The sequence below is a fragment of the Micromonospora polyrhachis genome (assembly GCF_014203835.1).
In the GTDB taxonomy this organism is placed as follows: domain Bacteria; phylum Actinomycetota; class Actinomycetes; order Mycobacteriales; family Micromonosporaceae; genus Micromonospora_H; species Micromonospora_H polyrhachis.
The window spans coordinates 2,475,935-2,502,348 of record NZ_JACHJW010000001.1 but is presented as its reverse complement, the minus strand read 5'-3'; the positions used below and the strand labels follow the sequence as shown (position 1 = coordinate 2,502,348).

21 protein-coding genes and 1 pseudogene are annotated in these 26,414 nt (G+C 69.3%); 12 read left to right on the top strand and 10 right to left on the bottom strand.

The annotated features are described in order from the left end of the window. Nucleotides 1-76: 76 nt before the first annotated feature. The 4 genes from FHR38_RS10560 (at nucleotide 77) to FHR38_RS10545 (ending at nucleotide 6,519) form a co-directional block, all read left to right on the top strand. The gene (locus FHR38_RS10560) at nucleotides 77-1,708 is read left to right on the top strand and encodes a hypothetical protein (RefSeq protein WP_184534502.1); all 1,632 of its coding nucleotides are present in this window, start codon (nucleotides 77-79) and stop codon (nucleotides 1,706-1,708) included. 82 nt (nucleotides 1,709-1,790) lie between these two features. Further along, nucleotides 1,791-3,152: an ABC transporter ATP-binding protein gene (locus tag FHR38_RS10555; RefSeq protein WP_184534501.1), complete on the top strand. Its 1,362-nt coding sequence runs from the start codon at nucleotides 1,791-1,793 to the stop codon at nucleotides 3,150-3,152. A gap of 186 nt (nucleotides 3,153-3,338) precedes the next feature. Continuing rightward, complete coding sequence (locus tag FHR38_RS10550) at nucleotides 3,339-4,097, top strand: HAD family hydrolase (RefSeq protein ID WP_184534500.1); 759 nt, start codon at nucleotides 3,339-3,341, stop codon at nucleotides 4,095-4,097. Between the two features lie 37 nt (nucleotides 4,098-4,134). Continuing rightward, entirely contained in the window at nucleotides 4,135-6,519 is a 2,385-nt protein-coding gene (locus tag FHR38_RS10545; RefSeq protein ID WP_184534499.1) for a glycoside hydrolase family 65 protein, read from the top strand. A gap of 72 nt (nucleotides 6,520-6,591) precedes the next feature. Here the strand turns inward: FHR38_RS10545 and FHR38_RS10540 are convergent, their stop codons facing one another. Together FHR38_RS10540 and FHR38_RS10535 are read right to left on the bottom strand one after the other, a co-directional pair. Beyond that, nucleotides 6,592-7,614, bottom strand: a complete 1,023-nt coding sequence (locus FHR38_RS10540; RefSeq protein ID WP_184534498.1) for a coiled-coil domain-containing protein — start codon at nucleotides 7,612-7,614, stop codon at nucleotides 6,592-6,594. A 152-nt stretch (nucleotides 7,615-7,766) separates the two neighbouring features. Next, nucleotides 7,767-7,971: pseudogene (locus tag FHR38_RS10535) on the bottom strand (hypothetical protein). A gap of 296 nt (nucleotides 7,972-8,267) precedes the next feature. Here FHR38_RS10535 and FHR38_RS10530 point away from each other — a divergent pair. Both FHR38_RS10530 and FHR38_RS10525 read left to right on the top strand, forming a co-directional pair. Then, nucleotides 8,268-8,942, top strand: coding sequence for a dienelactone hydrolase family protein (locus FHR38_RS10530; protein ID WP_246446434.1), 675 nt, complete (start codon nucleotides 8,268-8,270; stop codon nucleotides 8,940-8,942). Nucleotides 8,943-9,033: 91 nt separating this feature from the next. Then, on the top strand, nucleotides 9,034-10,218 hold the full coding sequence (locus FHR38_RS10525) for a serine hydrolase domain-containing protein (protein WP_184534496.1): 1,185 nt from the start codon (nucleotides 9,034-9,036) through the stop codon (nucleotides 10,216-10,218). 80 nt (nucleotides 10,219-10,298) lie between these two features. Here FHR38_RS10525 and FHR38_RS10520 read toward each other — a convergent pair whose 3' ends face one another. Genes FHR38_RS10520 through FHR38_RS10510 form a run of 3 tightly spaced genes read right to left on the bottom strand, consistent with a single transcriptional unit; the run spans nucleotide 10,299 to nucleotide 15,328 of the window. Then, entirely contained in the window at nucleotides 10,299-11,483 is a 1,185-nt protein-coding gene (locus FHR38_RS10520) for a hypothetical protein (RefSeq protein WP_184534495.1), read from the bottom strand. A gap of 10 nt (nucleotides 11,484-11,493) precedes the next feature. Next, nucleotides 11,494-12,009, bottom strand: coding sequence for a SigE family RNA polymerase sigma factor (locus tag FHR38_RS10515; protein ID WP_312882023.1), 516 nt, complete (start codon nucleotides 12,007-12,009; stop codon nucleotides 11,494-11,496). A gap of 7 nt (nucleotides 12,010-12,016) precedes the next feature. Beyond that, nucleotides 12,017-15,328, bottom strand: a complete 3,312-nt coding sequence (locus tag FHR38_RS10510; RefSeq protein WP_184534494.1) for a S8 family serine peptidase — start codon at nucleotides 15,326-15,328, stop codon at nucleotides 12,017-12,019. A gap of 145 nt (nucleotides 15,329-15,473) precedes the next feature. On the opposite strand from FHR38_RS10510, the gene FHR38_RS10505 reads away from it, so the two are divergent. Further along, on the top strand, nucleotides 15,474-16,160 hold the full coding sequence (locus FHR38_RS10505; protein ID WP_184534493.1) for an NADPH-dependent F420 reductase: 687 nt from the start codon (nucleotides 15,474-15,476) through the stop codon (nucleotides 16,158-16,160). Here FHR38_RS10505 and FHR38_RS10500 read toward each other — a convergent pair. Together FHR38_RS10500 and FHR38_RS10495 are read right to left on the bottom strand one after the other, a co-directional pair. Further along, nucleotides 16,120-16,971, bottom strand: coding sequence for a helix-turn-helix domain-containing protein (locus FHR38_RS10500; protein WP_184534492.1), 852 nt, complete (start codon nucleotides 16,969-16,971; stop codon nucleotides 16,120-16,122). The two genes, FHR38_RS10505 and FHR38_RS10500, sit on opposite strands and share 41 nt — an antisense overlap. Before the next feature lie 214 nt (nucleotides 16,972-17,185). Further along, nucleotides 17,186-17,389 carry a hypothetical protein gene (locus tag FHR38_RS10495; RefSeq protein WP_184534491.1) on the bottom strand — a complete coding sequence of 68 codons (204 nt, stop codon included), beginning with the start codon at nucleotides 17,387-17,389 and terminating at the stop codon, nucleotides 17,186-17,188. A gap of 332 nt (nucleotides 17,390-17,721) precedes the next feature. On the opposite strand from FHR38_RS10495, the gene FHR38_RS10490 reads away from it, so the two are divergent. Then, nucleotides 17,722-18,048 carry a hypothetical protein gene (locus FHR38_RS10490; protein ID WP_184534490.1) on the top strand — a complete coding sequence of 109 codons (327 nt, stop codon included), beginning with the start codon at nucleotides 17,722-17,724 and terminating at the stop codon, nucleotides 18,046-18,048. Nucleotides 18,049-18,089: 41 nt separating this feature from the next. Here the strand turns inward: FHR38_RS10490 and FHR38_RS10485 are convergent, their stop codons facing one another. After that, on the bottom strand, nucleotides 18,090-19,265 hold the full coding sequence (locus FHR38_RS10485) for a glycosyltransferase (RefSeq protein ID WP_184534489.1): 1,176 nt from the start codon (nucleotides 19,263-19,265) through the stop codon (nucleotides 18,090-18,092). Nucleotides 19,266-19,488: 223 nt separating this feature from the next. On the opposite strand from FHR38_RS10485, the gene FHR38_RS10480 reads away from it, so the two are divergent. From FHR38_RS10480 to FHR38_RS10470, 3 genes are all read left to right on the top strand, one after another. Then, nucleotides 19,489-19,701, top strand: coding sequence for a hypothetical protein (locus FHR38_RS10480; protein WP_184534488.1), 213 nt, complete (start codon nucleotides 19,489-19,491; stop codon nucleotides 19,699-19,701). Between the two features lie 78 nt (nucleotides 19,702-19,779). Next, nucleotides 19,780-20,805, top strand: coding sequence for an ATP-binding cassette domain-containing protein (locus FHR38_RS10475; protein ID WP_184534487.1), 1,026 nt, complete (start codon nucleotides 19,780-19,782; stop codon nucleotides 20,803-20,805). Then, complete coding sequence (locus tag FHR38_RS10470; protein WP_184534486.1) at nucleotides 20,802-21,614, top strand: ABC transporter permease; 813 nt, start codon at nucleotides 20,802-20,804, stop codon at nucleotides 21,612-21,614. Before FHR38_RS10475 ends, FHR38_RS10470 begins: the two co-directional genes overlap by 4 nt. On the opposite strand, the gene FHR38_RS10465 is transcribed toward FHR38_RS10470, so the two are convergent. Continuing rightward, nucleotides 21,611-24,505, bottom strand: a complete 2,895-nt coding sequence (locus FHR38_RS10465) for an ATP-binding protein (RefSeq protein WP_184534485.1) — start codon at nucleotides 24,503-24,505, stop codon at nucleotides 21,611-21,613. The genes FHR38_RS10470 and FHR38_RS10465 overlap by 4 nt on opposite strands. 290 nt (nucleotides 24,506-24,795) lie before the next feature. Between FHR38_RS10465 and FHR38_RS10460 the strand changes: the two genes are divergently transcribed. Then, nucleotides 24,796-25,146 (top strand): hypothetical protein, encoded by a 351-nt coding sequence (locus FHR38_RS10460; RefSeq protein WP_184534484.1) that lies wholly within the window; start codon nucleotides 24,796-24,798, stop codon nucleotides 25,144-25,146. Between the two features lie 147 nt (nucleotides 25,147-25,293). On the opposite strand, the gene FHR38_RS10455 is transcribed toward FHR38_RS10460, so the two are convergent. Continuing rightward, nucleotides 25,294-25,575, bottom strand: coding sequence for a YxzC family protein (locus FHR38_RS10455; RefSeq protein ID WP_184534483.1), 282 nt, complete (start codon nucleotides 25,573-25,575; stop codon nucleotides 25,294-25,296). Nucleotides 25,576-26,414 lie beyond the last annotated feature (839 nt).

Below are 26,414 nucleotides of genomic sequence, written 5' to 3'. Positions count from 1 at the left end.
CCTCCCCCGCGCGAATCAGACCCTCCCGCCGGCCGAATCGGTCACCATGAGCCGTGGGGAGGTGTGAGGAGGCGCGTTGGGCGAGCCGCGCTCGGTAGGAACGGGCGACGGTCAGGTCGTACCCGTCCGACGTCGTCGTGACGGGTTGCGCTGGCTGTCGCCGTACCTTCTGCTGTCCAGCGTGGCGGTGCTCGGGGCGGCCACCCTCATGGCTCGCCAGCGGTGGGGCACCGACTTCGGAATACACGCCTCGGTGGTGGCCCGGCTTCGGGACGACCTGTCCCGGCCAGGCAATCCGATGGTCGAGACGGTGGGGCCCAGCCCTTACTTCACGCCGTACCCGGTCCTGCTGGGGCTGGTGGCCCGGCTGACCGGATGGTCGGCCGCCACCGTGCTGAGCATCGCGGCACCGGTGAACCTGGTGCTGCTCCTCTACGGGCTGCGCCGGTTCGTCGGGCTGTTCACCGCCTCCCGGTGGGCGCCGGTCCTGGCGCTGTTCTTCGTGCCCTTGCTCTGGGGGCCGGCGGCCACCCGGTGGAGTGGCTTTCCGGCCCTGGAGGGGCTGGTGCTGACCCTGCCGTATCCCAGCACTCTGGCGTTGGGGCTGGTGCTGCTCTGTTGGGTCCTGATCGTCTCGGCGACGACTGAGCCGGAGGCACCATCGAACCGGTGGTGGCAGGTGCCGGCTCGAACCACGGGTGGCCGATGGGTGCTGGCCGGCCTGCTGGGTGGCCTGATCGTGCTGATCCACCCGTTCACCGCCGTCTGCGGGGCGTTCGGCGCGGTGGCCCTGGTGCTGGGCCGGCTGGGTGGACTGGGCCGGCTGGGTGGACTGGGCCGGATCGGCTGGGCCGGACTGCTGGCGGCGGTCGGCGTACTCGCCGTGGTGGTCCTGTCCTGGCCCTATTTCCGGGTCACCGAGCTGCTGCTCTCGGCGGCCGACCTGGACGCGATCCACCAGCCGCTCTACACCGACCCGATCCGCCGGTACGGGCTCGGCTTCCTCGTCGGCCTGCCGGCGCTGGTGCTGCGCTGGCGTCGGGACCGGTTCGATCCGTTGGTGCTGCTCTTCGGCATCTCCGGGCTGGTGGTACTCGTCGGTGGGGTGACCGGGGCCTACGCGCTCGGTCGCGCCTGGCCGATGGTGCTGCTCAGCCTCCAGCTCGCCGCCGCGGTCGAACTGGCCCGGGTCGGTGCCCGACTCCGTGTACGGTCCGACCGGTGGGGACCCGCCCGGCTGGCGGCGGTGCTGTGGATAGTGGTCACGCTCGTCGCCTGCCTCGCCGGGCTACGGGCCCAGTACGGCAATCTGCTCCTGGTGCTGCCCGACGAGCAGTTGCCCCCGGCCCGGCGGGCGGCGCACGGCATTACGCTGACGAACCGGTACAGCTGGGTAGAGCGAGCGGTCGAGCCGGGTTCGGTGCTGATCACCGGCAACCCGCACGTCAGCCGGACGCTGCTGGCATACGAGATCCGGTCCGTCGTGCCACCGTGGCCGGATCCCCTGCTGCCCGACGAGGCGCAACGAAGGGCGGACCAGGCCGAGATGCTCGCTGCGGGAACCCCGGAGCCGCGCCGACGCGAGCTGCTGACCCGGTACGGGGTGGACTGGATCCTCGACCTCCGGGGTGAGTACCCGTGGGCTGATCGGTACGCCGTTGCGGTGGTGGACGGGCCGGGCCGGGCCCGGCTGCTCCGGCTGCGCTGATTCAGGTGGAACTCAACCTTTCATCGCGGTAGATGGACCGTCACCCAGGGAACATGACACGTTTACCCGATAGGCGTACTCCATGATCCTGGTCACAGTCATTCCGGGTTCCGCGACCAGGCTGGGGGAGGTGACGGTGGCGACCGTCGCACTCAAGGACGTCACGAAGGTGTTTCCGGACGGAACGGTGGCGGTGGACAACATCAGCCTCGACGTCAACGACGGCGAGTTCATGGTGTTACTGGGGCCTTCGGGGTGCGGCAAGTCGACCGTGCTGCGCATGGTGGCCGGGTTGGAGCAGCCGAGCAGCGGGGTCATCCTGCTCGACAACGAGTTGGTCAACGACCTGTCCCCCCGGGACCGGCGGATCGCCATGGTCTTCCAGGACTTCGCCCTGTATCCGCACATGACCGTCGGCGAGAACATCGCCTTCCCGCTCCGACTGTCCGGAGTAGAAGAGGCGATCCGGACCGAGCGGGTGGCGGACGTGGCGAATGCGCTGGGCATCGGGGATGTGCTGGGGCGCAAGCCCGGCCAGTTGTCCGGCGGCCAGCGGCAGCGGGTCGCGATGGGACGGGCGATCATCCGTCGACCGAACCTGTTCCTCATGGACGAGCCATTATCCAATCTCGACAGCGGTCTGCGAGCCGAGTTGCGGGCGGAGATCTCCGGCCTGGTACGCGAACTCGGCGTGACCACGATCTATGTCACCCATGACCAGGCCGAGGCGCTGACCATGGCGGACCGGGTAGCCATCATGCGGAAGGGGGTCCTCCAGGACGTCGGCACCCCGACCCAGGTCTACGGGCGACCGGCGACGCTCTATGTCGCCGCCTTCCTCGGCAACCCTCGGATGAACCTGCTGGAGGCGTCGGTCTACGTCCACCTGGACCGGCACGTCGCGCTGCACCTCGGCGACCAGGTGCTGCGGTTGCCCTGGGAGGACATCCGGGCGCGCGCCGTGGCGCGCTACCACGGCGAACGGATCGTGGTCGGGATGCGGGCCGAGGCGCTCGCCCCGGTCGCCCCCGACGCGTCCGGCGAAGTGTTGCGCGGCCGAATCCGCTATCTGGAGCACCACGGTCACGAGTCGTTGGCCTTCGTCGACATCGGGGCTACCGCCATCGTCGTCGACGAGTTGGGCGGTCAGGCGGCCGGGCGGGCCCGGCGGTCGGCTGGGTCGGGGCGGTTCAGCCGGGCGGTCCAGCGATTCATCGGTCGAGCGGCCGTACCCACCGCCGAGAACGAGGACTCGACGGGCGGTATCCGAACCGGGGTGCTCTCCGACCCGGGGCGGCACCACCGCCGACCGGCCGAACTCGCGGTACGGCTCGCGCCGTATCCCGGCGTGTCGGCCGGGCACCCACTCGCCATCTCGGTACGGATGGACGCGGTGCACTTCTTCGACGATCGGGGCGACCGTATCGACGTGGGCTGGCGCTGACCGTAGTCCGGCACCAGCACCAACACCTCCGGCCGGGCCGTAACTGGCGGACCGGCCGGGGCGATCCGGTGAGCGGGCGAGCATCTGGTGAGGCGAGCCCTACCCGCCCGATCGAACTCCTCGGCCGACCCGGGCAAACGGGCGGAATGGCGTTTGTCCGGCGGGTGCCCTGGATAGGTTGAGGTGATGTTGGGCCTACCTGATCAGGTGACCGCATGTCTCTTCGACCTGGACGGGGTGCTGACCCGTACCGCCCTGGTGCACAACGCCGCCTGGGCGCAGACCTTCGACGCCTTTCTGCTGCGGCAGGCAGAGGCCAGCGGTGAGGTGTTCCGGCCCTTCGACCCCGGACCGGACTACCACCGGTACGTCGATGGCCGGGCCCGGGCCGACGGCGTACGGTCGTTCCTCGCTTCCCGGGGCATCGTGTTGCCCGAGGGGGCACCAGACGATCCACCGGACCTCGACACCGTCCACGGCATCGGCAACCGAAAGAACATCATCTTGCTCGACGTGCTGGAGCGGGACGGGGTCCAGGTCTACGAGGGCTCGGTGGCGTACCTGCTGGAAGCGCAGCGGGCCGGATTGCGCCGGGCGGTGGTGTCGGCCAGCGCCAACTGCCAGGCGGTGGTCGTCGCCGCCGGGCTCGAAGATCTTCTGGAGATACGCATCGACGGGGTGGTCGCGCGGGAGACCGGACTACGCGGTAAGCCCCATCCCGACACGTTCCTGGCCGCTGCCCAGTTGTTCGGGGTGGAGCCTGCACAGGCCGTCGTGTTCGAGGACGCCATCGCCGGCGTCGAGGCGGGCCGGGCCGGTGGGTTCGGGTACGTCGTCGGCGTGGATCGGGTCGGCCAGGCAGACGACCTGCTCGCCCACGGTGCCGACGTTGTGGTGCGGGACCTGGCCGAACTGCTGACGACATCCGGAGGCGCAATTTCATGAACGTGCGGAGTGGTGCCCGGCAGCCGAGGGTGGTCCGGTGATCAGAGAACGGGCCTACCCGGTCGAGCCGTGGTGCGTCCGGGAGACCCGCCTCGACCTCGACGTACTGGCCCAGTCGGAGTCAGTGTTCGCCCTCGCCAACGGCCACGTCGGGCTGCGCGGCAACCTGGACGAGGGGGATCCGCATGGCCTGCCCGGGACCTACCTCAACTCGTTCTTCGAGCTGCGGCCGCTGCCCTACGCGGAGGCGGGCTACGGCTTTCCCGAGTCCGGCCAGACGATCGTCAACGTCACCAACGGCAAGCTCATCCGGCTCTTCGTCGAGGACGAACCCTTCGACGTCCGGTACGGCGAACTGATCTCCCACGAGCGGCGGCTCGACCTGCGGGCCGGAACGCTGACCCGGGACGTGGAATGGCGGTCGCCGGACGGCCAGGGGGTGCGTATCCACAGCACTCGACTGGTGTCGTTCCGGCAGCGGGCGGTTGCCGCTATCAGCTACGAGGTGGAGGCGATCGACCATCCACTGCGCCTGATCGTGCAGTCGGAGTTGGTCGCCAACGAGGAGCTGCCCAAGCACGGCGGTGACCCCCGGGTGGCGGCGGTCCTGGACCAGCCACTTCAGGCCGAGGAGCGGCTGGTCCAGGAGACCGGCGGAATCCTCATCCACCGCACCAAGGCCAGCGGCCTGCGGGTGGCGGTGGCGATGACGCACGACATCGAGGGGCCGGAGCGGACCCGGGTCGGCACCGAGGCGTACGAGGACTGGGCCCGGACCAGCGTCGCCTGCGAGCTGAAGCCGGGCGAGCGGCTGCGGGTGGTCAAACTGATGGCGTACGGCTGGTCCAGCAGCCGGTCGTTGCCGGCGCTGCGGGACCAGGTCAGCGGCGCGTTGGCCGGTGCGCAGCTCTCCGGCTGGGACGGCCTCCTGGCCGAGCAGCGGGAGTACCTCGACGAGTTCTGGGACAACTCGGACGTCCGACTCGAAGGCGATCCCGAGGTGCAGCAGGCGGTCCGGTTCGGCCTGTTCCACGTGCTCCAGGCGGGTGCCCGGGCGGAGGCCCGGCCGATCGCGGCCAAGGGGCTGACCGGGCCGGGCTACGACGGGCACATCTTCTGGGACACCGAGTCGTTCGTGCTGCCGGTGCTCACCTACACGAACCCGTCGGCGGTCGCGCCCGCCCTGCGCTGGCGGCACTCCACCCTCAACCTGGCCCAGGAGCGGGCCCGGACCCTCGACCTGCGCGGGGCGACCTTTCCGTGGCGCACCATCCAGGGGCAGGAGTGTTCGGCGTACTGGCCGGCGGGCACGGCCGGGTTCCACATCGGCGCGGACATCGCCGACGCGGTACGGCGGTACGTGCTGGTCACCGGGGACGAGACCTTCGAACGCGAGTTCGGGCTGGAGTTGCTGGTGGAGACCGCCCGGCTGTGGCTCTCGCTCGGCCACCACGACCGGCACGGGCAGTTCCACCTGGACGGCCTGACCGGCCCGGACGAGTACACGGCGGTCAAGGACGACAACGTCTACACCAACCTGATGGCGCAGCGGAACCTGTTGGCCGCCGCCGAGGCCGCCACCCGGCACAGCGAGCAGGCCTGGCGGCTGGGCGTCGACGACGAGGAGATGGCGGCCTGGCGGGACGCCGCCGCCGACATGTACATCCCGTACGACGAGGAGTTGGGGGTGCACCCGCAGGTGGAAGGGTTTACCCGGCTCCAGGAGTGGGACTTCGACAGCACGCCGTTGGACAAGTATCCGCTGCTGCTCAACTACCCCTATGTGGACCTCTACCGCAAGCAGGTGGTGAAGCAGGCCGACCTGGTGTTGGCGATGCACTGGCGGGGGGACGCGTTCACCGCCGAGCAGAAGGCCCGCAACTTCGCCTACTACGAGCGGCGTACGGTCCGGGACTCCTCCCTGTCGGCGTGCACCCAGGCCGTCATCGCCGCCGAGGTGGGCTTCCTCGAACTCGCCCACGACTATCTGGGTGAGGCCGCGTTGATGGACCTGCACGACCTCAACCAGAACACCCGGGACGGGGTACACGTGGCATCGTTGGCCGGGGCGTGGATCGCCCTGGTGGCCGGGTTCGGTGGGTTGCGCGACCACGACGGCACGCTCTCGTTCGCGCCCCGGTTGCCGAGCCGGCTCGATCGACTGGAGTTCTCGCTGCGGTGGCGTGGACACCGGCTGCACGTGGACGTACGGCGAAACGAGACCACGTACGCCATCCGGGACGGGGTCGCCGGTACCAGCATCGAGCTACGTCACCACGGCGAGACGGTGGAGGTGACCAGTGACAACCCGGTCACCTGCCCGGTGCCGCCGCTGCCGGCGGTCGGGCCGCCGCCGCAGCAGCCGCGTGGCCGGGCTCCGGTCCGGCGTACCCAGGAGTCCGGGCCACCGGGGCCAGGCTAGCGGCGGGTTCGGCCGCTGCGGCTCGGGTTGGTGACGGTTCGGGTTGGTGGGTTCCGGTCTGCTGCTTCCGGGCTAGAGCATCGACAGGTGTACGTGATTGGTGTGGTCACTGGACGGATCGCCGTGCGCGGCGCTGTACTTGCGCCAACCGGTGGCCGGGAACCAGATCTGGCGGTACCAGATGACGTACAGGATGCCCAGCCGGTCGGCGTTGCGGACCAGGAAGGCGGCGAGGTTGTTGCCGTAGATCCGGTCGTCGCCCCGGGCGTCACCGCCGAAGCCCTTCTGCTGGCTGGAGAAGTCGCAGGCCCGTCCCTTGGGGTGTTCGTACGGCCCGCCGGGGCGGTAGCAGGCGACGTACCGGGTGAAGCCGGCGCGCTGGGTCTCGGCCAGGGCGTGCAGCATCCGGGGCGTCACGCAGCCGGAGGTGGTCGGGTCCTTACGGTCGCAGGACTCCCGAGGCCAGGAACCGTTCCGGCCCCGGGGGGCGGGTCGGGCGACCGGGGATCTGGCGTCGACCCAGCCGCCGGTGCTCTCGCCGCCGACCAGGGTGAGGGCCCGTTCGGCCTCCCGCTTGCGGACCGTCATGATGGAGAGCTGCTTCTGCTTCTCGGCGAGTTCCGCGTCGATCGCGATCTTCGCCCGGGTGGCCCGTTTGCGGGCTTGGCGGAGTTCGTGTAGCCGGCTGTTGTCGCGGAGCGCCAGCTGGTCGAGGCTTTCGGCTCGCCGCAGGTAGGTCTCCGGTGAACTGCTGCCGACCAGCACCATGACCGGTCGGAGCCGGCCGGTGCGGTAGGCGTTGGCGGCGATCAGCCCCACCTCGGGGGTCAGTTCGGCGATGCGTCGCTCGATCTCACGTAGGTCGTTGGCGAGCCCCTGGTGGCGGCGGTTCGAGTTGGTGACCGCGGTGCGTGCCTCAAGGTAGCTGCGCCCGGCGGATTCGAGCACCTCCCGCAGCATCGGCGGGCCGCCCTCGTCTCCGGGGCTCGGGGTCGCCCCGGCGGGTACGGCGGCGACGACGGCCCCGGCCAACACACTCGTCACACAGAGCAGCGCCCGGGCCAGTGGGGACCGGGGACGTCCGGGTACGGACATGCACGTTCCTCCTGTCGGCCAGCTCCCAGGCAGCTGACGGAGAGCTGCTCGGGGGGCGACCGCAGGTCAGCCTACCGGGCGAAGCGAATGAATCGGCGGTAAAAGGAGAAGTCGTGTGTGAAGCGTCGTATCGCCTCAGAGCGGTTCATCGGTCAGAGGGGGTCACCGGTCGACGGCACACCGGACTGGTCGTGCGGCGCCACCGCCCGTGGATCGTCCGCCGTACGGGCCTCGGCGGCCTCGTCGGCCCAGTCCCGCCGCTCGGCGCGTTCCTGGATCTCGTCCTTCTCCGGCTTGGCGCTGGCTCCGCTCGGCTCGGCGTTGGCGGTCTTCTTGCGCGTCATGGGCGTCCCTCACGATCGTTCGACGGATCCGGACGGGTACGGAGACAGCGGCCCGAGGGCTCGCCCACCCCGGCCGGCCGACTGCCTGACCGGTGTTTCCCCGGCCGGCGTTCCCGGCCGACTGCCTGGCTGGTGTTTCCCCGGCCGGCGTTCCCGGCCGACTGCCTGGCCGGCGTTCCCGGCGCGCCCGTCGGCAAACCCCCGCCGACCCAGGCCCGAGCCTGGTCGGGTGACTGACTCCCGTGTCGGCGGGTAGTCGGGTCCGGTCGTGACGACCGGTGGACAGCCGGTAAAGAGGGAGGCCGGGGCATGGGCGATGGAATGACCGAGACGATGATTCCCACCGCCGGGGTACGCCTGTCGGCGGAGCTGACCACCCCGCCCGGGGCGGCGGGAGTCGTACTCTTCGCGCACGGCAGTGGCAGTTCCCGGCACAGCCCGCGCAACGTCGCGGTCGCCGGGGCGCTCCAACAACACAGCCTGGGCACCGTACTGGTCGACCTGCTCACCCCCGACGAGGAACTTGTGGACGAGCAGACTGCCGAACTGCGCTTCGACATCGGTCTGCTCTCCGACCGGCTGGTCGGCATCGTGGACTGGCTTCGCTCCGGGCAGGCCGGCGAACCGCTGCCGGTCGGGCTCTTCGGGGCGAGCACCGGCGCGGCGGCAGCGCTGGTGACGGCGGCGGCCCGGCCGGAGGACGTACCCGCGGTGGTGTCCCGGGGCGGGCGTCCGGACCTGGCCGGTCCGGACCTACCCGAGGTACGGGCGGCGACCCTGCTGCTGGTGGGCGGCCGGGACGAGCAGGTGCTGGAACTCAACGAGCAGGCGCGCGCGGCACTGGGTGGGTTCTCCGAGTTGCACGTGGTGCCGGGGGCGACCCACCTGTTCGAGGAACCGGGCACATTGGAGCAGGTGGCCGACGAGGCAGCGGCCTGGTTCGCCGAACACCTCTCCGGGACAGCCCCGGCCACCCGGGCGTAGTCCTCCGGGACATCCCCCAGAGAATTATCCGGGCTGCGGTGGGCGGATTCCCCGATGACCCGTACCGGTCCCGGCCGGCAAGCTCCAGATCATGAAAACGCCGCGCCGCGCGCTCGCCGTACTGGCCGCCACCACGGTCGCCTCCGTCGGCCTGGCCGCCCCCGCCGTCGCCGGCCCGAAGGGCCGATGCTCGACGGAACCGACCGCGCCGACCACCCTGCCCCGGCTCTCGGCCGAGAAACTGTCCGCCGCCATCGCCAACCTGCCCAACGACGAGGTCACCGGGGCGCTGGTGCAGATCCGTGGTTCGGCCGGCTGCTGGCAGGGCACCTCCGGGGTCGCCGACCTGCGCACCGGGCGGCCGGTGCCACAGGACGGCCGGTTCCGGATCGGCTCGATGACCAAGACCTTCACCGCCGTGGTCGCACTGCAACTGGTCGCCGATGGCGAACTCGACCTCGACCGGTCGGTGCAGCACTACCTGCCCGGATACCTGCCCGCCGACTACCCGACGATCACGGTCCGGCAGGTCCTGACCTACACCAGCGGGATCAACGGCAAGGGCGTGCCGCACAAGGACCCGGACTGGTTCTTCGCGCACCGCTACGACCACTGGGAGCCGGGCAGCCAACTCGACCTGACCAAGCCGCTGGCGTTCCCACCCGGCACCAAGCAGCGGTACGGCAACGCCGACTACATACTCGCCGGCCTGCTGATCGAGAAGGTCACCGGACGGAGTTGGGAGCGGGAGGTCACCAACCGGATCATCCGGCCGCTGGGGCTGACCGGCACCACCGCACCCAGTGACGACCGGCGAATCCACGGCCCGCACGCCCGGGGTTACGAGGCGGTGGAGACCGCCGAGGGCACCCGGTGGGTGGACATCACCGAGGCGAACCCGTCCCTGCAGTGGTCGGCCGCGTCGATCGTCTCGACCGCAGCGGACCTCGACAAGTTCATCGTCGAACTGTTCAGTGGCCGGCTGGTGCCGGCAGCGCAGTTGGAGCTGATGTTCAGCGTGCCGGCGGTGCCGGTCTACGACGGTGACGACGACCCGACCAACGACCAGCCGGCCACCCACAGTGCCGGCCTCATGGCCATTCCGCTCGGTCCGCTGACCCTGTGGGGCAAGTCCGGTGACCGGCCGGGCTACAACAACGGCATGGGCGCCACGAAGGACCTGTCCCGGCGCCTGGTCTACTCGGTGAACACGATCCACATGGGTGGCGAGATGCCCGCTGCCGCACAACGGATCATCGGGGCGAGTTTCTCCTGATCGGCGTACCACCGGGGGGTAGGGGGCGTGGTGGCCCGCCGGCATCAGCCGGCGGGCCACCACCGTGTTCGTCGGCGGGCTCAGCCCTTCAGGTGGCTTGACCAGTCCACCGGATTGTCGACCAACTCCAGCCTCCGGTACATCATCAGCGTCCCCGTGGGGTGGGGAGCGATGGACGCCGAGAAGTTGCTGGTCACTTCGACCAGCGCCCCTCCGCTCCTACCGACCCGCACCGTCGTGGCGGGACCCCGGAGGGGGAACCGGTATGCCGGCTGCCCATCGATGATGGTGTTGGGTGCCGGAGCCAACTTCTCCTTCTCGGTCCGGTCCTTCTCCTCCTTGTACGGGGAGACGCTGATGTCCACCGTGTTCGTGAGCGGCTGTGCCGGGTCGATCCTCGGGCTCAGCGTGACCGAGGCGTACCAGGAACGGGGGGACCGTACGGAGTCGGAGATGCTCACGTTGACTGGCTGGAAGCCGATCGACAGCAACGAGGCCACCCGGACCGGCAGCGGGACCTTCTCGCTGGTGCTCAGCTCCATCGAACTGGCGATCTTGTGTGCGGTGGCCTTGACGTCCAGGCTCGGGTCCTTGCCCATGAACCGGAGTTGGGCCCAGCCGTTGGGGGCGTACCGCCAGCGCAGGAAGGTCTCCTGCCCCTCGCCGTCGCTGTAGATGATCCACGACGCGGCGTTGTCGTTGACCGACTTGGCGGCCGTGGCGTCGAGTTCGGTGCCGCGACTACGGTCGTCCCGCTGCGGCGCATCCGGGGTGACCCCACGCGGATAGAGGGTGACCGAGAAGTTCCCCCTGGGGGAGTTGGCATCCCGGTCCTGATCCGCCGACAGGTAGGCGACCGAGCCGGTCCGGCCAGGAACGAAACCCGCCTGGTACTGCCGGTGGTCGTAGCCGTCAGGCAACCACCCGAACCTGAGGTACAGCCCCATCGGGTCGATCGCGGCCGGGGCCTGGGGCAGGCTGGCCAACCCGGACGACTCCGCGGCCAGCACCGTGTAGCCACCCGCCGCGACCATGTTCGTCCCGCCGTTTCTGGCGGGCTCGTTCCTGAGCTGACCGGGTACGACGGCCACCCCGACAGCGAGGGCGGCAACCAGTACGGCGGCACCGGCGGTCGGGCCGTACCAGCGCTGGCGGCGGCCGGTGCGCATCGCTTGGTCCACGTCCAGGAACTTCGAGCGGGGTGCCTCGATTCCCTCGATGTCGGCGTGCATGAGCCGCGTGATTTCCTTGTCTTCTTCGATCATCTCTGGCTCCTCAGCGCGTGCTGACGGGTGACGGAAGCAGGCGGCGCATCTTCTCCAGACCCTTCACTGTCTGGCTCTTGACCGTGCCGATTGAGCAGTTCAACGCCTTTGCCGTCTCCTCGACCGACAGGTCGTGGAGGTAGCGCAGGACCAGGACGGCGCGTTGCCGGGGGGCCACCTGCCGCAGTGCGGTCATCAGGTCCAGCCGGTCGGTGAGGTCCATCCCCTCGGTCGCGGCCCGTTCCGGTAGTTCGGTGCCGAGCCGGACCCGGGCCCAACCGAGCCGCTGCCCGTCGATGAACCGACGCATCAGCATCGTCCGGACGAGCGCGTCGACACTCTCTGCCTGCCGCGCCCGGTTCCACTTTCGGTAGAGCTCGGTCAGCACCTGCTGGAGGACGTCGTCCCCTCGGTCCCAGTCGCCGGCCATCAGGTACGCCACCCGACGCCAACGGTCCATCGTGGCGCGGACGTACTCGGTGTACTCCTCGTCGGCCGCCGCCTTGTCGCTTTTTCGGAACAGCACCCGCAGGTCATCCCTTCAGTCGGTACGCGTCGATGATCGTCTGGCGTACCGTGTTGCCGGCCGAGTCCACGGCGAACGCCCGAAGCGAGGCGAACCCGTTACCGGCCGGGTGGTCCACGGTGGCGGTCCAGTTGTTGCCGTTTCGGACCAGACGGGCGGGCTGCCACGTCCTACCGCCGTCATAGGAGATGTCGAGGGTCAGGCCCACGACGGTTGCCCCCGGTGCCCCGGATTGCCGCTGTACGGTCACCGGAAAGCGGAACCGCTGACCGGCCGGAGCCGCGTCCTGCTCGTCCAGCGCCGGCATCGACCGTACGGCCATGACCGGCAGGTGGGCCGTCTTGCCGCCTGACACGTGCCCGGAACGGAACGTCCAGGTCGCGCTGACCCGGGTGGAGAGCTCCGCCCCGGCGATCCGGTTGTCCTCGGCCTCGAACCGGTAGTTGGCCGCCTCCGGCGGCACGTCGTATTCCCCGTTGTCGTTCAGCGGCACCGCCACGCCGTTGCGATAGAGAGCCCGCCGGCGCGACTCGTAATCGGCAGAGCCGGTGTGGTGAAGCGTCCGATCGGCGAACATCGGCGGGATCAGCCACATCCTGTCCCCGGTACGGGACATCCACGAATTGCCCTGGATCGCTGGCGCGGCGAAGCCCGGACCGAACGGGGCCGCCAGCCACTGCTCGGTCTGTTCCCCGACCGGGTAGGCGGTCGGCGCGGACTCCTGACCGATGTCGCCGCCCCAGATCTCCGAGGACCATCGGACGCCACCCTCGGTCGTGTAGTACTCGGTCCGGTCGCCCGGCGGGGCGACCAGACTGCCCCCGCGCCAGGAGTCCAGGAAGTCGGGCAGCGAAGGCCCGGTCATCTTCTGCACGGTCTGCGCGACGCGGTGCTTCGCCTGGACCACCGCCAGTTCGCCATGTTGGACCTGCCGGTTGAACCCGGTGGGCAGCCGCCCCGGCGGATACCAGGCCAGGTTGTAGACGTGCGAGAAACCAACGCCGTTGGCGGCGGGCTCGCCCCACCAACTCAGCACCCGACCCCTCATCTGGTCGGCAGGTAGGGCGGCGCCCAGGTGCGCGGTGTACAGCGGCTCGAAACCACCGCCCTGGGTGAACAACGAAGTGCTGGTGAGGGTGCCGTCCGGTAGGTGCCGGTAGAAGCCGATGGCCGATCCGATCGACTCTGCGCCCGGGTGGGGCACCGAGACGGTGGCGCTACGCTGGGCCGTCCGGGCGTCGAGCGTAATCGTGGTGTCACCGGTGAGGTTCAACTCCGGTTGGGTCAACAGGCTGCTGTCGGACTCGCCCCTGATCGTGCTGGTCAGGTGGTAGCGGCCCGTGGGCAGCCGTACCGTGACCGTGCCGTCCGGGTCGTGGGGCCACGCCGCACCGGAGGCGGTGACGCCATCCAGGACCGTGGAGTAGGCCGGGGTCGGCGCGCCCGTACGGTCGAGGTGGGTCAGCGTGAGGTCGTAGCTCTCCAGCTCGCGGTCGACGACGAGCAGGGTACGCAGCGATGCGCCGGTCGCGGTCGCCAGCACGCTACCGAGGTAGACGCCCTCGGCGCCGGAGACCCGGGTGTCCGCGGTGAGGGTGGCCGTGGCGCTGCCACCGGCCGGCACGGTGAGCTGGCTCGGCTGCACCTGGAACATGTTGGCGGGTGCGGCCTTGCCGTCCGGGCCGGTGATCTCGGCGGCGAGGGCCAACGTGACCGGCGCGCTGCCGGAGTTGTGGTACGTCAGCGTACGGTTCACCGGTTGGTCGTCGGTGTGCGGCCAGCGCTGTAGGCCAAGGTCCATGGTGGCCGGCTCGACCCGGACCGTACGCGTCGACGCGGCGGCCACGTCGAGCCGGCCCGCCCCCTGCTCATGCACGGTCAGCTCCGGGTTCGGCACCGCCGCACCCATCAGGGTCGCCTTCAGGCCGGCGGAGCGCCAGTCGGTGTGCTGCTGGGCCAGCAGTGCGGCGGCTCCGGCGACGTGCGGGGCGGCCATGGAGGTGCCGGACAGGCGGGCATACGAGTCGCCGACCGGATCGTCCGGTTGGAAGCCGGCAGCTCGGGCGGCAACGATGTCCACCCCCGGAGCCGTGATCTCCGGCTTGATCGCGCCGCCAACCGACCTCGGTCCCCGGCTGGAAAACACGGCGAGGTCGTCGTTGGCGTCCACCGCGCCCACCGCCAGGGCCGCGTCGGCGCTGGCCGGCGAGCCGACCGTACCCGAGGCGGGGCCCTCGTTGCCGGCGGCGACGACGAAGAGCGTGCCGTGCTGGGCGGTCAGGTTGTTGACCGCCTCCTCCACGGGGTCCAGTTCGGGGGTGTCGCCACCGCTCAGGCTGAGGTTGACCACCCTGGCCCCGCTGGTGGCGGCCCACTCCATACCGGCCATGATCGCCGAGTCGGAGCAGCCGTCCCAGGTGCAGACCTTGCCGGCCAGCAGGGTCGCGTCCGGGGCGACGCCCTTGTACTTTCCGCCGGAGGCCGCGCCCGAGCCGGCGATGATCGACGCCACGTGCGTGCCGTGACCGACGAGGTCGTTGGTGTCCGGGTCCTCGGTGAAGTTGCGGGTCTCGGCGATCCGCCCGGCGAAGTCCGGATGCGCCGAGTCGATGCCGGTGTCGAGTACGGCGACCTTCACCCCCCGACCGGTGTGCCCGGCCTGCCATACGCTGGGTGCGCCCACCTGCGACACGCTCTTGTCGAGGCTCACCTTGCGGCGGCCGTCCAGCCAGACCCGGGTGGCTGGTGCGCTGCCGCGCGCACCCGGTGTCATGGTGCCCGAGAGTTCCGCCCAGTACCGGCCGGTCTCGGGCTTGGCGACGCGCACCGCGTGACCCTTGACGCTGGGCAGTTCGCGGACCACCCGCCGACCGGTGCCGGCCGACGCGACGGCGGCTTCGGTGCCCGCCCCCGGGATCACCAGCAGCGGCAGGTCAGCCGTTGCCTGGTCGTCGTAGCCCATCTCCAGCAGGGTGGTGATGTCGAACAGGCGGCGGTCCAGTCGTTTCGAGCCGACCAGGCCGAGCGCGTCGGCGGGAATCACGTAGTCGCGGTCGTCCACCCGCTGCTGGTGGAAGATCATCTTCTGGCGTCCCGGGCCGGGCTCCACCAGATAGCTGCCATCGTTGACCCGTACGCGGTCGCCGGTCAGCAGCGTCACGATCCGCTCGTCGGCACCCGTACCCGCCGCCGGACGGGGACCCGAAGGGCCGCCGGTGGCCCTGTCCCTGGCAGTGGCCGGTACGGCACCGCCCATTGCCAGGGACAGGGCCAGGACGGGAACCGACCCGCGCCGGACCATCCGTCTCCATCTCGTCATTCGTCTCTCCCGATCGAAGGGGTGTTCGAGAGGGAGTCGATGTCGGGACCGGAGCGCGTTGCCCGGTGTGGTCTTCTGCCCGGAGCGGTTCGCGGGATCGGTTCGGCGTACCGTTTGCCACCCGGAGGGCCGGGTAAGCCGCTCCATGCGGATCGGCATCATCGGCGCGGGCCACGTCGGCGGCACCCTGGCCCGGCTGCTGGCGAAACACGGGCACGAGATCCTGATCGCCAACTCACGCGGCCCGCAGACCCTGGTCGACCTGGTCGACGATCTCGTCGGTGCGGGGGGCCGGGCGGTCACCGCCGAGGAGGCGGCCCAGGGTGGCGACCTGGTGATCGTGTCGGTGCCGTTCGGCCGCTACGCCGAGCTACCCGTGGCCGGTACGGCGGACAAGACGGTGATCGACACCACCAACTACTACCCGGAGCGCGACGGGCACCTCCCGGAGTTGGACCGGGACGAGACCACCTCCAGTGAGCTGGTCCAGGCACACCTGCGCGACGCTTACGTGATCAAGACGTTCAACACCATGTACTGGGAGCACCTGCGTGACTTCGGCCGGCAGTCCTCGGCCCAGTTCCGCTACGCGCTCCCGGTCTCCGGCGACGACGAACGGGCCAAGCGTACGGTCTTCGACCTCGTCGAACTGCTCGGGTTCGACCCGGTCGACGTCGGCATGCTGGCCACTGGCGGTCGTCGCCAACAACCTGGTACGCCCGTCTACGGTGCAGACCTGACCGCCGCCCAGCTGCGTGACCGGCTGGGCCTCCCGGCCCCCTGGGGTGTTCCTACGCCGCCGGGCGGAGTTGGGTCAGTGCGTCGAGGATGATGTGACGTGCGGCTTCGCCGTGTCGGGCGATCCCGTGTAGCCGGTTGAAGATGGAGCGGAACCGGCTGATGTCGGCGGGTGACTGTAGGAGTTGCCCCTCGGCCCAGGTTTCGATGGTGATGGCGTCGTCGAACATCACGAAGCCGTGCAGTGGGGCCACCGGTAGCAGGACGCTGGTGGGGATGACGCCCAGGTCCACGTTGCCCATTCCGATCAGTGCGGCGAGCCGGTCGAGCTGGCCCCGCATCACCTCGACCGGACAGAGCAACATCCGTAGGACCGATTCGGTGACCACGAACTGGAACTTCTTGGTCGAGTCGTAGAGCACCTGCTGCCGTTGGATCCGCAACAGGAGGGTGTGCTCCAGGTCGTCGGCGGGCGCACCGCGTAGTCCCACTTCCTCCGCGAGTCGTACCCGGGCGTAGTCGGCGGTCTGGAGCAGGCCAGGGACGACACCGACCTCGAAGTTGCGGACCAGGGTCGCCTCAGCGGCCAGCTCCATCGCCGACCGCGAACCTCCCGACTGGTGGGGGCCGCTACCTCGTCGCCACGGAATGTAGGCGGTGCGTAGCGTCCGAAGGCCCTGCAACAGTTCGTCGACGGTCGAGTCGTCGGCCTGGGTCGCCTCGGCCCAGGCCCGCACCTCGTCGCCCGTGGGCACCTGACGGCCCGTCTCGATCCGGGACACCTTGGACTGGACCCAACCCAGCCGGGCGGCCAGCATTACGCCGGACATGCCTTCGCGTGCGCGCAATTCCCGCAGTCTGGCCCCGAGTGTCGCTCGACCGCTGCCGGTCTGATTGCCGGACATCACCTGCTCCTAGGCCGCCTTCAGGTAGGCGTCACGGTACAGCTCTGCGGGCGTTGATTGCTGTATTGCAGTTGACTGAGTTTGTGGACAGCGGACGGCTCCGATGGAATGGGGATAGGTTCGATCGGCTCACCGGCCCGGAAACGATGCGTGCATCCCGAAGGGGCGGCGTACTCCTGACCGGTGAGCCGATCGCCGGTTTTCCTACCCGCTGTTACAGCGTCTTAGCGATCTCTATCAGTACGTCGGTAGGAACCTCGACCACAGTCTCGTGGGAGGGGATGTCGAGTTGCGCCAGAGCCTCCGGGTCCGACACCCGCCAACCCTGTACGACGAAGGTGTCGCGATCAGTGCGGTAGAGCGACGGGCAGTTGCTTACCTGGGACAGCGCCGTCTTGCGGACAAAGGTGAGCTTCATGCTCCACCTCTCACTTCTCCGTATGTCGCTTTTGGCCCAATGCCTGGCGACCTGCGATGCATTATGCGATCCATCGCTGACTGGGCGTGAGGAAATGGCGCTCGACACGAGCATAAAATATCTCGTATTTCGACTTTCAGTGGCAGAGTCAGATTCATATTCAGATTGATGCATGATCTATGCGATAACGGCGTCTGCGGGACTTCGGCCGTGCCGACCAAGCCTTCGCCCGTGGCGACCAAGTCTTCGGCCAGTCGGGCCAAGCCTTCGCCCGTGCCGACTGAGGCTTGGCTCGACTGGCGTTCGAACGTGTGTTCGAATAGAATCAGGCGATGGGTAGCAGCCGGGAGGAGACCACCGCGCGACGGGCGGTCGTCATCACGCTTCACGAGATCGCCAACGATCACGCCGGTGGCTACCGCGAAGGCTTTCCCCGCGCTGCGGCGCTGGCCGAACTGGCCGCTGTCTCCACCGATCCCGACCTGCTCGCCGAGGCCGCCGCGATGCACGCCGTGGCCGACAACTGGTACGTGGTGATCGCCGTCGACCTGCTCATCGAAGCCGGTGCCGACCAGTCGCTGATCGACCGGCACATCGACGAACTCGGCCCCTACCAGCCCGACCAATCAGCAAGTCCGATCCCCGGAATGTCCGCTTAGGAGTGCTTCGGCCGACGGTCGGGTCAGCCAGACAGGCAGGGTCAGCTCGCGACGACCGGTCCTCGTGTCGTGTGCAACCGTTCCAGCAGCGTCACCGCGTACTCCGGTCCGGGCAGCGTGGCGATCTCGTCACGCAGGCGTACCGCCGCCCGTCGACGGTCGGGATCGGCCAACCCGGCGGCCACCGCCTCGCGTACACCATCGGCGGTGACCCGCACCGCGTCCAGCACCTCGGCGATCCCGAGGTCCGCGCAGCGGGCGGCGTTCGCCGGCTGGTCGGCACCCATCGGCAACAGGACCATCGGCAGCCCGTGGGCCAGCGCGCCGAGCACGCTGCCGGAGCCGCCGTGCGAAACCACCAGATCGCAGTACGGCAGCACCGCGGCCTGCGGGACGAACCGCTCGACGCGGACGTTGGGCGGCTGTGGACCGAACTCCTCGGGATCGATGTGCGCCCCGACCGTGACGAGCAGGTTCACGTCCAGCTCGGTGATTCCGGTGAGCACCCGGGAAAAGAGATCGCCCGACTCCAGGTTGAATATCGTGCCGAGCGTGAAGTAGACCGTCGGGTTGCCGGTTCGGCTGGCGAGCCAGTCGATCGCAGGATGGTCGATGTCGGATGCCCTGGACGGTGACGGCCCGAGCGGGTGCGCGGTGTCCGGCAGCGGGTACGCCGGATCGCGGAAGCTGACCGGGCCGGGGGAGAGGACGAGGTGGCGGCTGAGCATCGCCAGCTCGGGGTCGACCGGCAGGCCCTGCTCGGCGCGGAGTTGGTTCAACGTGTCGGCGAGGAGCTCGGGGCGGGCGAAGGAGCCGGCCACCAGGACCAGCACACTGGCGTACGGGATACCGAGGCGCTCGGCCGCGATCATGGCCCCGAAGTCGGTCTCGTCGCAGACGAGTAGGTCGGGCTGCCAGGACTCGCACAGCTCCCGTACCCCGGTGGTGCGTGTCCGGGCCATCCAGCCGGCGAACCCGTCGCGGAGATCACGGTCTTCCCGGTCGGGGTCGAGTTCCAGCAGCGGCAGGCGCTTGGGCGGTACGTCTCGGTCGGTCTGGGCCGAGAAGACGGCGAAGCCGTCGGCCTGGATCGTGGGGATCATCGAACTGCGGCAGCCGACGGCGACCTGATGTCCGGCCGCCTCGGCGGCTCGCGCGATGGGCGCCAGTGGATCGAAGTGACCCCGCCCGCCCGCGAAGGTGAAGAGGATACGCACCTGGGCATCCTGGCCCGGTTGCCCTGTCAGCTCAACCGGGATCGGGTTCCCGGGTCGACTTCGACCTGCGGCCCGGCAGCGCATTCGAGGGATCGAGGAGATCGGAGGAGGCGTGGTACGGCTGACGGTGACCCACGACGTCGAAATCGGGGCGTCTCCGTAGAGTGCATTTATGAACGTAGAACCCTTGCCTGTCCGGCGTCCGGCCCGAACGGGTGCCGTCGTGGCCATCGTGGTGGCAATCCTCTGCGCGATCGTCACTGTGCTGATTGCCGTCACTGCGGTCTACACCGCAATCCACTTCGCCGACGATCACGAGCTGTACGGCTCCGCCTGGCTGGTCGTGCTCTTTCTCGCGGCGCTCGGCGTCATCAGTGGCTTGGCTACGTCGTACCTCGGCTGGCGCGGCATCCGCCAGCTTCGCGCCCATCGCTGACGTACGTGGTGGTCGGGTGAAGGCCCGTGAAACCGGCGTGATGTCGGGGTGAAGGCAGGGTGCGCCAGAGTGCTGGCCATGAACCTCACTCAGGCCATCGCCCGCCCGGCTATCGCCACAGAAGCCTCCCCGCCCGGGGCCGACCTGGCCGTCGAGGCCCGCGGACTCGTCAAGCGTTTCGGTGATGTCGCCGCCGTCGACGGCATCGACCTCACCGTCCGTACCGGCGAGGTCTTCGGCGTACTGGGGCCCAACGGGGCGGGCAAGACCACGATGCTGCGCATGTTGACGACGCTGCTGCCGATCGACGGCGGTGAGGCCAGCATCTTCGGCGTGGACGTGGCGTCGAAGCCCCACCAGATCCGGCAACTCGTCGGCGTCACCGGGCAGTACGCCTCGGTCGACGAGAACCTCACCGCAGCCGAGAACCTCTGGCTGTTCGGTCGGTTGCTCGGCCTACGCTCGAAGGCGGCGAAGGCGCGCGCCACCGAACTGCTCGGACGGTTCGGCCTGGAAGACGCCGCCGGCCGCCAGATCAAGACCTTCTCCGGCGGTATGCGGCGCCGGCTCGACCTGGCCGCGTCGCTCATCTCCCAGCCACCGCTGATCTTCCTCGACGAGCCGACGACCGGGCTCGACCCCCGCACTCGCGGGCAGATGTGGGACACCATCCGCGACCTGATCCGCGACGGTGCCACGGTGCTGCTGACCACTCAGTACCTGGACGAGGCGGACCAGCTCGCCGACCGGGTGGCGGTCATCGACCGTGGTCACAAGGTGGCGGAGGGCACACCGAACGAGCTCAAGGCCGGCGTTGGCAACTCCACTCTCTACGTCCAGCTCACCGACGCCGAGCGTGCGGCCGAGGCGGCTGGACTGGCGGAGCGCATCCTCCACGAGACGCCAGCGCTCACGCCCGAGGCGGGCGGCCTGTCCATCGCCCTGCCCGACCCGAACCGCGCCGCCGACGTGCTGATCGCGCTGCGCACGGCCGAGATCGGCATCTCGACCGCATCGGTCCGCCAACCCACCCTCGACGAGGTCTTCCTCGCCATCACCGGCCACTACACCGACACCAACCCTGACGCACAGGAGTCCCGATGAGCACACTGATCATTCCCGCGGCCGGACGCCGCCTGAACCCGCACACGTCACTGCGCGAGACGGCCAGCCACACCTTCTCCATGGCCTGGCGGGCACTGAAGAAGATGCAACGCAATCCAGAGCAGTTCTTCGACGTTGTCATCCAGCCGCTGCTCTTCACGGCGATGTTCACGTACATCTTCGGCGGCGCGATCGCGGGAGACGTGAAGAGCTACCTGCCCACGATCATCACGGGCATCCTCGTCCAGACGTCGCTGACCGCATGCATGGCCACCGGAACCCAGATGCGGGAGGACATGGAGAAGGGCGTCTTCGACCGATTCCGTTCGCTGCCGATGGCGCGTATCGCGCCCCTGGCCGGACCCATGACCGCCGACCTGCTCCGCTATGGCATTGCCGCGACGTTGACCATCATCACCGGCCTGCTGATGGGCTACCGTCCCGGCGGCGGGTTCGTCGGTGTCGCGGCGGGATGGACTCTCGTCGTCATCGCCGGATGGTCCCTGTCCTGGATCTTCGCGTGGCTCGGCACGGTGCTGCGGACGGCCCAGGCCGTACAGGGTGCCGGCATGATGATCATGTTTCCGCTGACCTTCCTGTCCAATGCGTTCGTCCCGGCTGACACCCTGCCCGGCTGGCTACAGGCATTCGTGAAGGCCAACCCGGTCTCGCTGGTCATCAACGCCATCCGCGACCTCATGAACGACGGTGCCCTCACCCGTAACGTCGCCTGGGCACTGCTGGGCTGTGCCGTGATCGTCGCGATCTTCGCACCGTTGGCCGTACGCTCCTACAACCGCAAGGTCTAGCCCAGGCTCCGGAGCAGGGCCTGGAGCGGCTCGCGCAGCTGGACCGGATCGCCGGGCGCGATCTGGGCCGGCTGCGCGAGCGAGGTCGCCCACGACCAGTCGAAGCTCGGCAGTATCCGGTTGAACGCGAACCGGTCGGCGTAGGCGAGTAGCGTCGCGCCGGCACTGCGGTCACCGAAGGTAAGCTCCCACACCGACAGGGCAAAGAAGACACAGCCGAGCACCGGTACGTCGAGAAAGCCCTCCTGCCCGAGGACGGCCCGGGCTTCGCGGACGAGTCCGTCGCGGTCGCCACGCGCGGACCGCCCGTACCGGGTGAAGGCCGTGACCAACGCGGCCCGGGGGAACATCACCCACGGTGCGAAGGCGACAGCCTGCATGCCCGGCATCCCGCGCTCGCTGATCGTGGCCACCGCCGCCGCGTACGCCGCCAGCCCGGCGTCCGTCTCCCCCCGGGCGAGCAGCAACTCGGCCCGGCCACACATCAGTTCCATCGCACCGCCGAATATGGCCTGCGCCCCGTCCTCAGCTGCGACCTCGTCGAAGATCTGCTCAGCCTCGTCGAGCCGCCCCTCGTGCAGGGCCAGCATCGCCAGGCCAGCCCGGATCTGCGCATGGTCCTCATAAGCGCCCAGCGACCTCAACACCGGCAGCGCCGCCCGGGCGTAAGCCCCGGCCTCGACGAGATCGCCGGTCTGGAGTGCCAGGCCGGCGACCGTCGCCGACAGGGTGCCACGCATCCAGGGCCCGTTCGCGTCGTCGCACAGGTCGAGCGCCCGCCGGGCGGCGGAGCGGGCAGCGGCAAGATTGCCGAGGTTCTCGTAGGCGTGCGAACACCAGAGCAGGGCCAACCCCGCGACGGTCGAGTCAGGGTCATCGCCCAACGCCGACAACCGCTCGACCTGCCGCTCCGCGGCGACACCACAGTCCACCAGTAACCGGACCATCGACGCGACCTGCGGCTCCGGTCCCGGGCCGAGCTCGCGGAGACGGTTCAGCAGGCGCTCGCTGATCGCCCGGCGAAGGATCATCTCGTTGGTTCCCACGATCCCCAGGCATACCCGGGTCCCGGCGACGAGTTCCGGCGGAGTCGGCGCCGACAGCAACAACTCCACGACAGCGGAGCCGAGGCTCAACACCTTCGCGTGGGAGCCCTCGATCACCCAGAAGCCGGCCAGCACCCCGTACAGCACTGTCACGGCCGGACCGTCACGATCGGCGAGACCGCGGCGCAGGACGTCGACGAGGTTGCCCTCCTCCTCCCGTACCCGGGCCATCGTCTCGACCTGGTCCGGGCTGTGCAGCCGGCGACCAGCTTGCGATGCCAACTCGGCCGCCCACGCCGTCAGCCTCCGGTCCGCCAACGCGTCGTCACCGGCGTTGACGAGTTGCATGCGGCCGAACTCACGTACCGTCTCCAGCAGCCGGTATCGCACCGTCGAGGTCTCCCGGACCACCACCAGCGAGTGCTCCACCAATCCAGTAACGACCTCACGAGCATCGTGTCCCAGCACCGCCGTGGCCCCGTCCAGGGAGAATCCGTCCCGGAAGACGGCCAGCCGCCGCAACGCGACGCGCTCCTCCTCGGTGAGCAGATTCCACGACCAGTCGATGACCGCCAGCAGGGTCTGGTGACGCTCGGGAGCGGTCCGGCTGCCACCGCGCAGCAGCGCGAACCGGTTGTCCAGCCGCCGGGTGATCTCGGCGACGCTCATCGAGCGGACTTTCGCCGCCGCCAGCTCCAGCGCGAGCGGCAGCCCGTCGAGCCGGACCACCAGGTCGTGGACCTCGGCCGGATGCAGAACCACCCCCGGCCGGGCCGCGGTGGCCCGCTCGGCGAACAGCACGGCCGCCTCGTCCGGCGGGAGTTCCGGCAGCGGATACGTGCGTTCCGCGGGCAGGCCGAGCGGGATACGGCTCGTGACCAGCACAGTCAGGTTGGGGGTACGGGTGACCAGTGCGGACACCAGGTCGGCGGCGGCCTCCACCAGGTGCTCACAGTTGTCCAGCACCAGCAGCCCCGGTACGGTCCCGACCGCGTCGACCAGACGGGTGAGCAGGTCGGCCGGACGCAACGTGACGGCCCGGCCGGCCACCGTGTCGCGTACGCCGAGCACGTCGGCCACCTCGATCGCGACCCCCTCCGGCGAGGTGACGCCGGCGAGTTCGACGAAGTGGACAACGGGCTGCTCCGCCAACCGGGCGACCAGGTGAGCCAGCCGTGTCTTGCCGAGGCCGCCCGAGCCGACGATCGAGACCACCCGGTGGGTACGGACCAGGACGCGCAATGCGGCGGTGTCGGCCTCACGGCCCACCAACCGGTCGGCGTCGAAACGCAACCCATTGCGCACCGGCCGGTCGGAGGCCAACAGTTCGGCGTGCAACGCTTGCAGCTCGGGCGACGGATCAATCCCGAGCGCGTCAGCCAACCTCGTCCGGTACTCCTCGAAGCGGACCAGCGCGGCGGGCACGCCCCGCACTCCCGCGAGGGCTCGCAACAGGGCGGTGACGACCTCGGTGTCGTCGTCACGGGCCGCCCGCTCCAGCAGCGGCAGGGCTTCGGCGTATCGACCCTCGGCGGCCAGCCGTAGCCCCTCCGGCCGCAGCGCCCACGCGTCAACCTCGCTCACGGCGAGACTGAGCCGGTAGCCGCTCCGGGTACGCTCGATGACGTCAGCCGAGGTCGCCGACCGCGCTCGGGAGACCACTACCTGCAATGCTTTGCGGGGGTTTGCCGGGACGCTGTCGTCCCACACCTGGTCGACCAGCGCGTCCTCGCTGAGCCCTCCGGGCCCGGCACCGACAAGCGCCCGCAACAATGCGGCCGTACGGTCACCCGGGAGCTCCCGGCCCTCCCAGGCGACCTTGTCCAGAACGGTCAGACGGCTCATCTCGGCACAGCACCCCCCGTCGCCCCGACCCAAGCGTAGAGCCCGGTCCGGAAGCCGCAGCGGTCCGTGTGGTCGACACCTCCGTCTTGCCGCGATCCCCTCCGTCGCCAGGATGTCCTCCCTGGCGTCGAAGGCGGGTATCCAGCCGAACCGGGGCCTGCACTTGTCGGCCTGGCCGGTCGGTCGGTCGGTCGGTCAAGATCATTGCGGGTATATGCACGCCAACCGATGCTCCAGAATGAGATGTCTCTACTTACGGACCTCAGGGCCGCTGAATATCCGGAGGGCCAGTGCAGAACGGCTCCTACTACATGGTGGAGCGACCAGCCTTCACCGCACGCTTCCTGCTCGGCAATGGGCCCCCCGAGTCCGTCCAGGACGCCGATGTCCACGTACACCTCACCGACGGCTCCGTCCGTTACCTCACCTTCTTCACCCTGCCCGCCATCGAGCGAGTACTGCAGCGGCAGCGAACCAGCGGAGAGACTGCCGGCGGCGCCTACTTCTGGTCAACCGACCTGGTGATCATCCCCGAACCAGGGGTAGCCGCCATGGCCCGAGCGCTAGAAGAGCTCGTCCAGTCAAAGGACATCGAAGCCGTCGGCCAGTTGATCAGGGGCGAGCTACAGAACGACGGGTAGCACTGCGACCGCCCGGCGTTCCTACGGCTTCCTGCCCCCGGCCCACACGTCGGAGGCGGGCTCTGCGTCAGCGGCTTACCGTGTGGCCCGGGACGCCGGTACTCGATGGGGACCGTGGCCGGATGAGCGAACGGATCGAGGCGGCTCTCAGCCGATGAGGGCGCATCGTTCCTGGAACTCCATCAGCCAGCCGCGAACCTGCGCATCGTCATGCAGGTACGGCTCTTCCGGCCCGTGCCGTAGGTCGATGCCGGCGAGGACGCCGAGTGCCCACCACACCGCCTCATCGACCTCGAATCCGTCAAGGTCGAGCATGACCCGGCTGGCCCACCGGTCCACCCCATCCCGTGACTGGCTGCCGTCAAGGAGCGCTATGAAGCGGGTCTCCACGGCAAGACGGCTTGGCGGGCTCGGCCCCGGGTCAATCACGGCCGTGATCCTGCCGGACGTCCAGCGCCCTTTCTCGCTTCAGCGTGGAGGCGTTGAGCTGGGAAAAAGACCATGTCAGCGATCCAAGATCATTACACGTGTTTTGCGCGGCCGGCGACAAACGGCGGCTGAGGGCGGCCTACGGCTGCCTACAAGGTCAACTCGACTGGGAGGCGTATCCGCTGGTCAGGTGGCGTTCTTGCTGATCTTCGAGGTGCCCCCCGGCAGGATTCGAACCTGCGACACGGTTTAGGAAGGCGACTGCGGCAGTGTGACGCCCGTGCCCGTGACCTGGGCGGGCTGGCTGCTTGCCGGCTTCGCGAGCCAAGATCATGGCAGGCGCTCGGCACGGTGCGCTGCGGACACCCGAGGACGGCCGGAGGCGCCCCCGTAGGGCAGGCCGCGAGCGTGGCGGCTACCTCTGTCTTGCAGGGATCAAGACACCTGTCGGCTGGCGTCGGTGGCTGCCGCTGGCCTGCTCGTCCTGTCGCTCCCGTCGCCTCGGACTGCCCATGTCGGCCAGCTTGGCTGTACGGATGGCTGTACAGCCACCCTCTGATCCGTAGGAACCTTCCGCATCCGCTGCTACCCGCCTCGCCTGCCCGCTGGCTCGGGGCCGGCGTTCATTCGGTGACGGCTGTGGGCGTCGTGCTGGGGTCAGGCTGGGGTCAGATACCGGCAGCTTGGGAAATCGAGCGAAGCCATCATGAAGGCATCTTCGCCGCGTGTAAGTGCCTCGACCAATGCCGCGAGTGACCGTGGTTTACTCGCCCTAATGGCACGCTAATGGCACGAACCAAGGTGTACGGGACGAGCGGCTTGGAAGTCTTGAGCGAGGG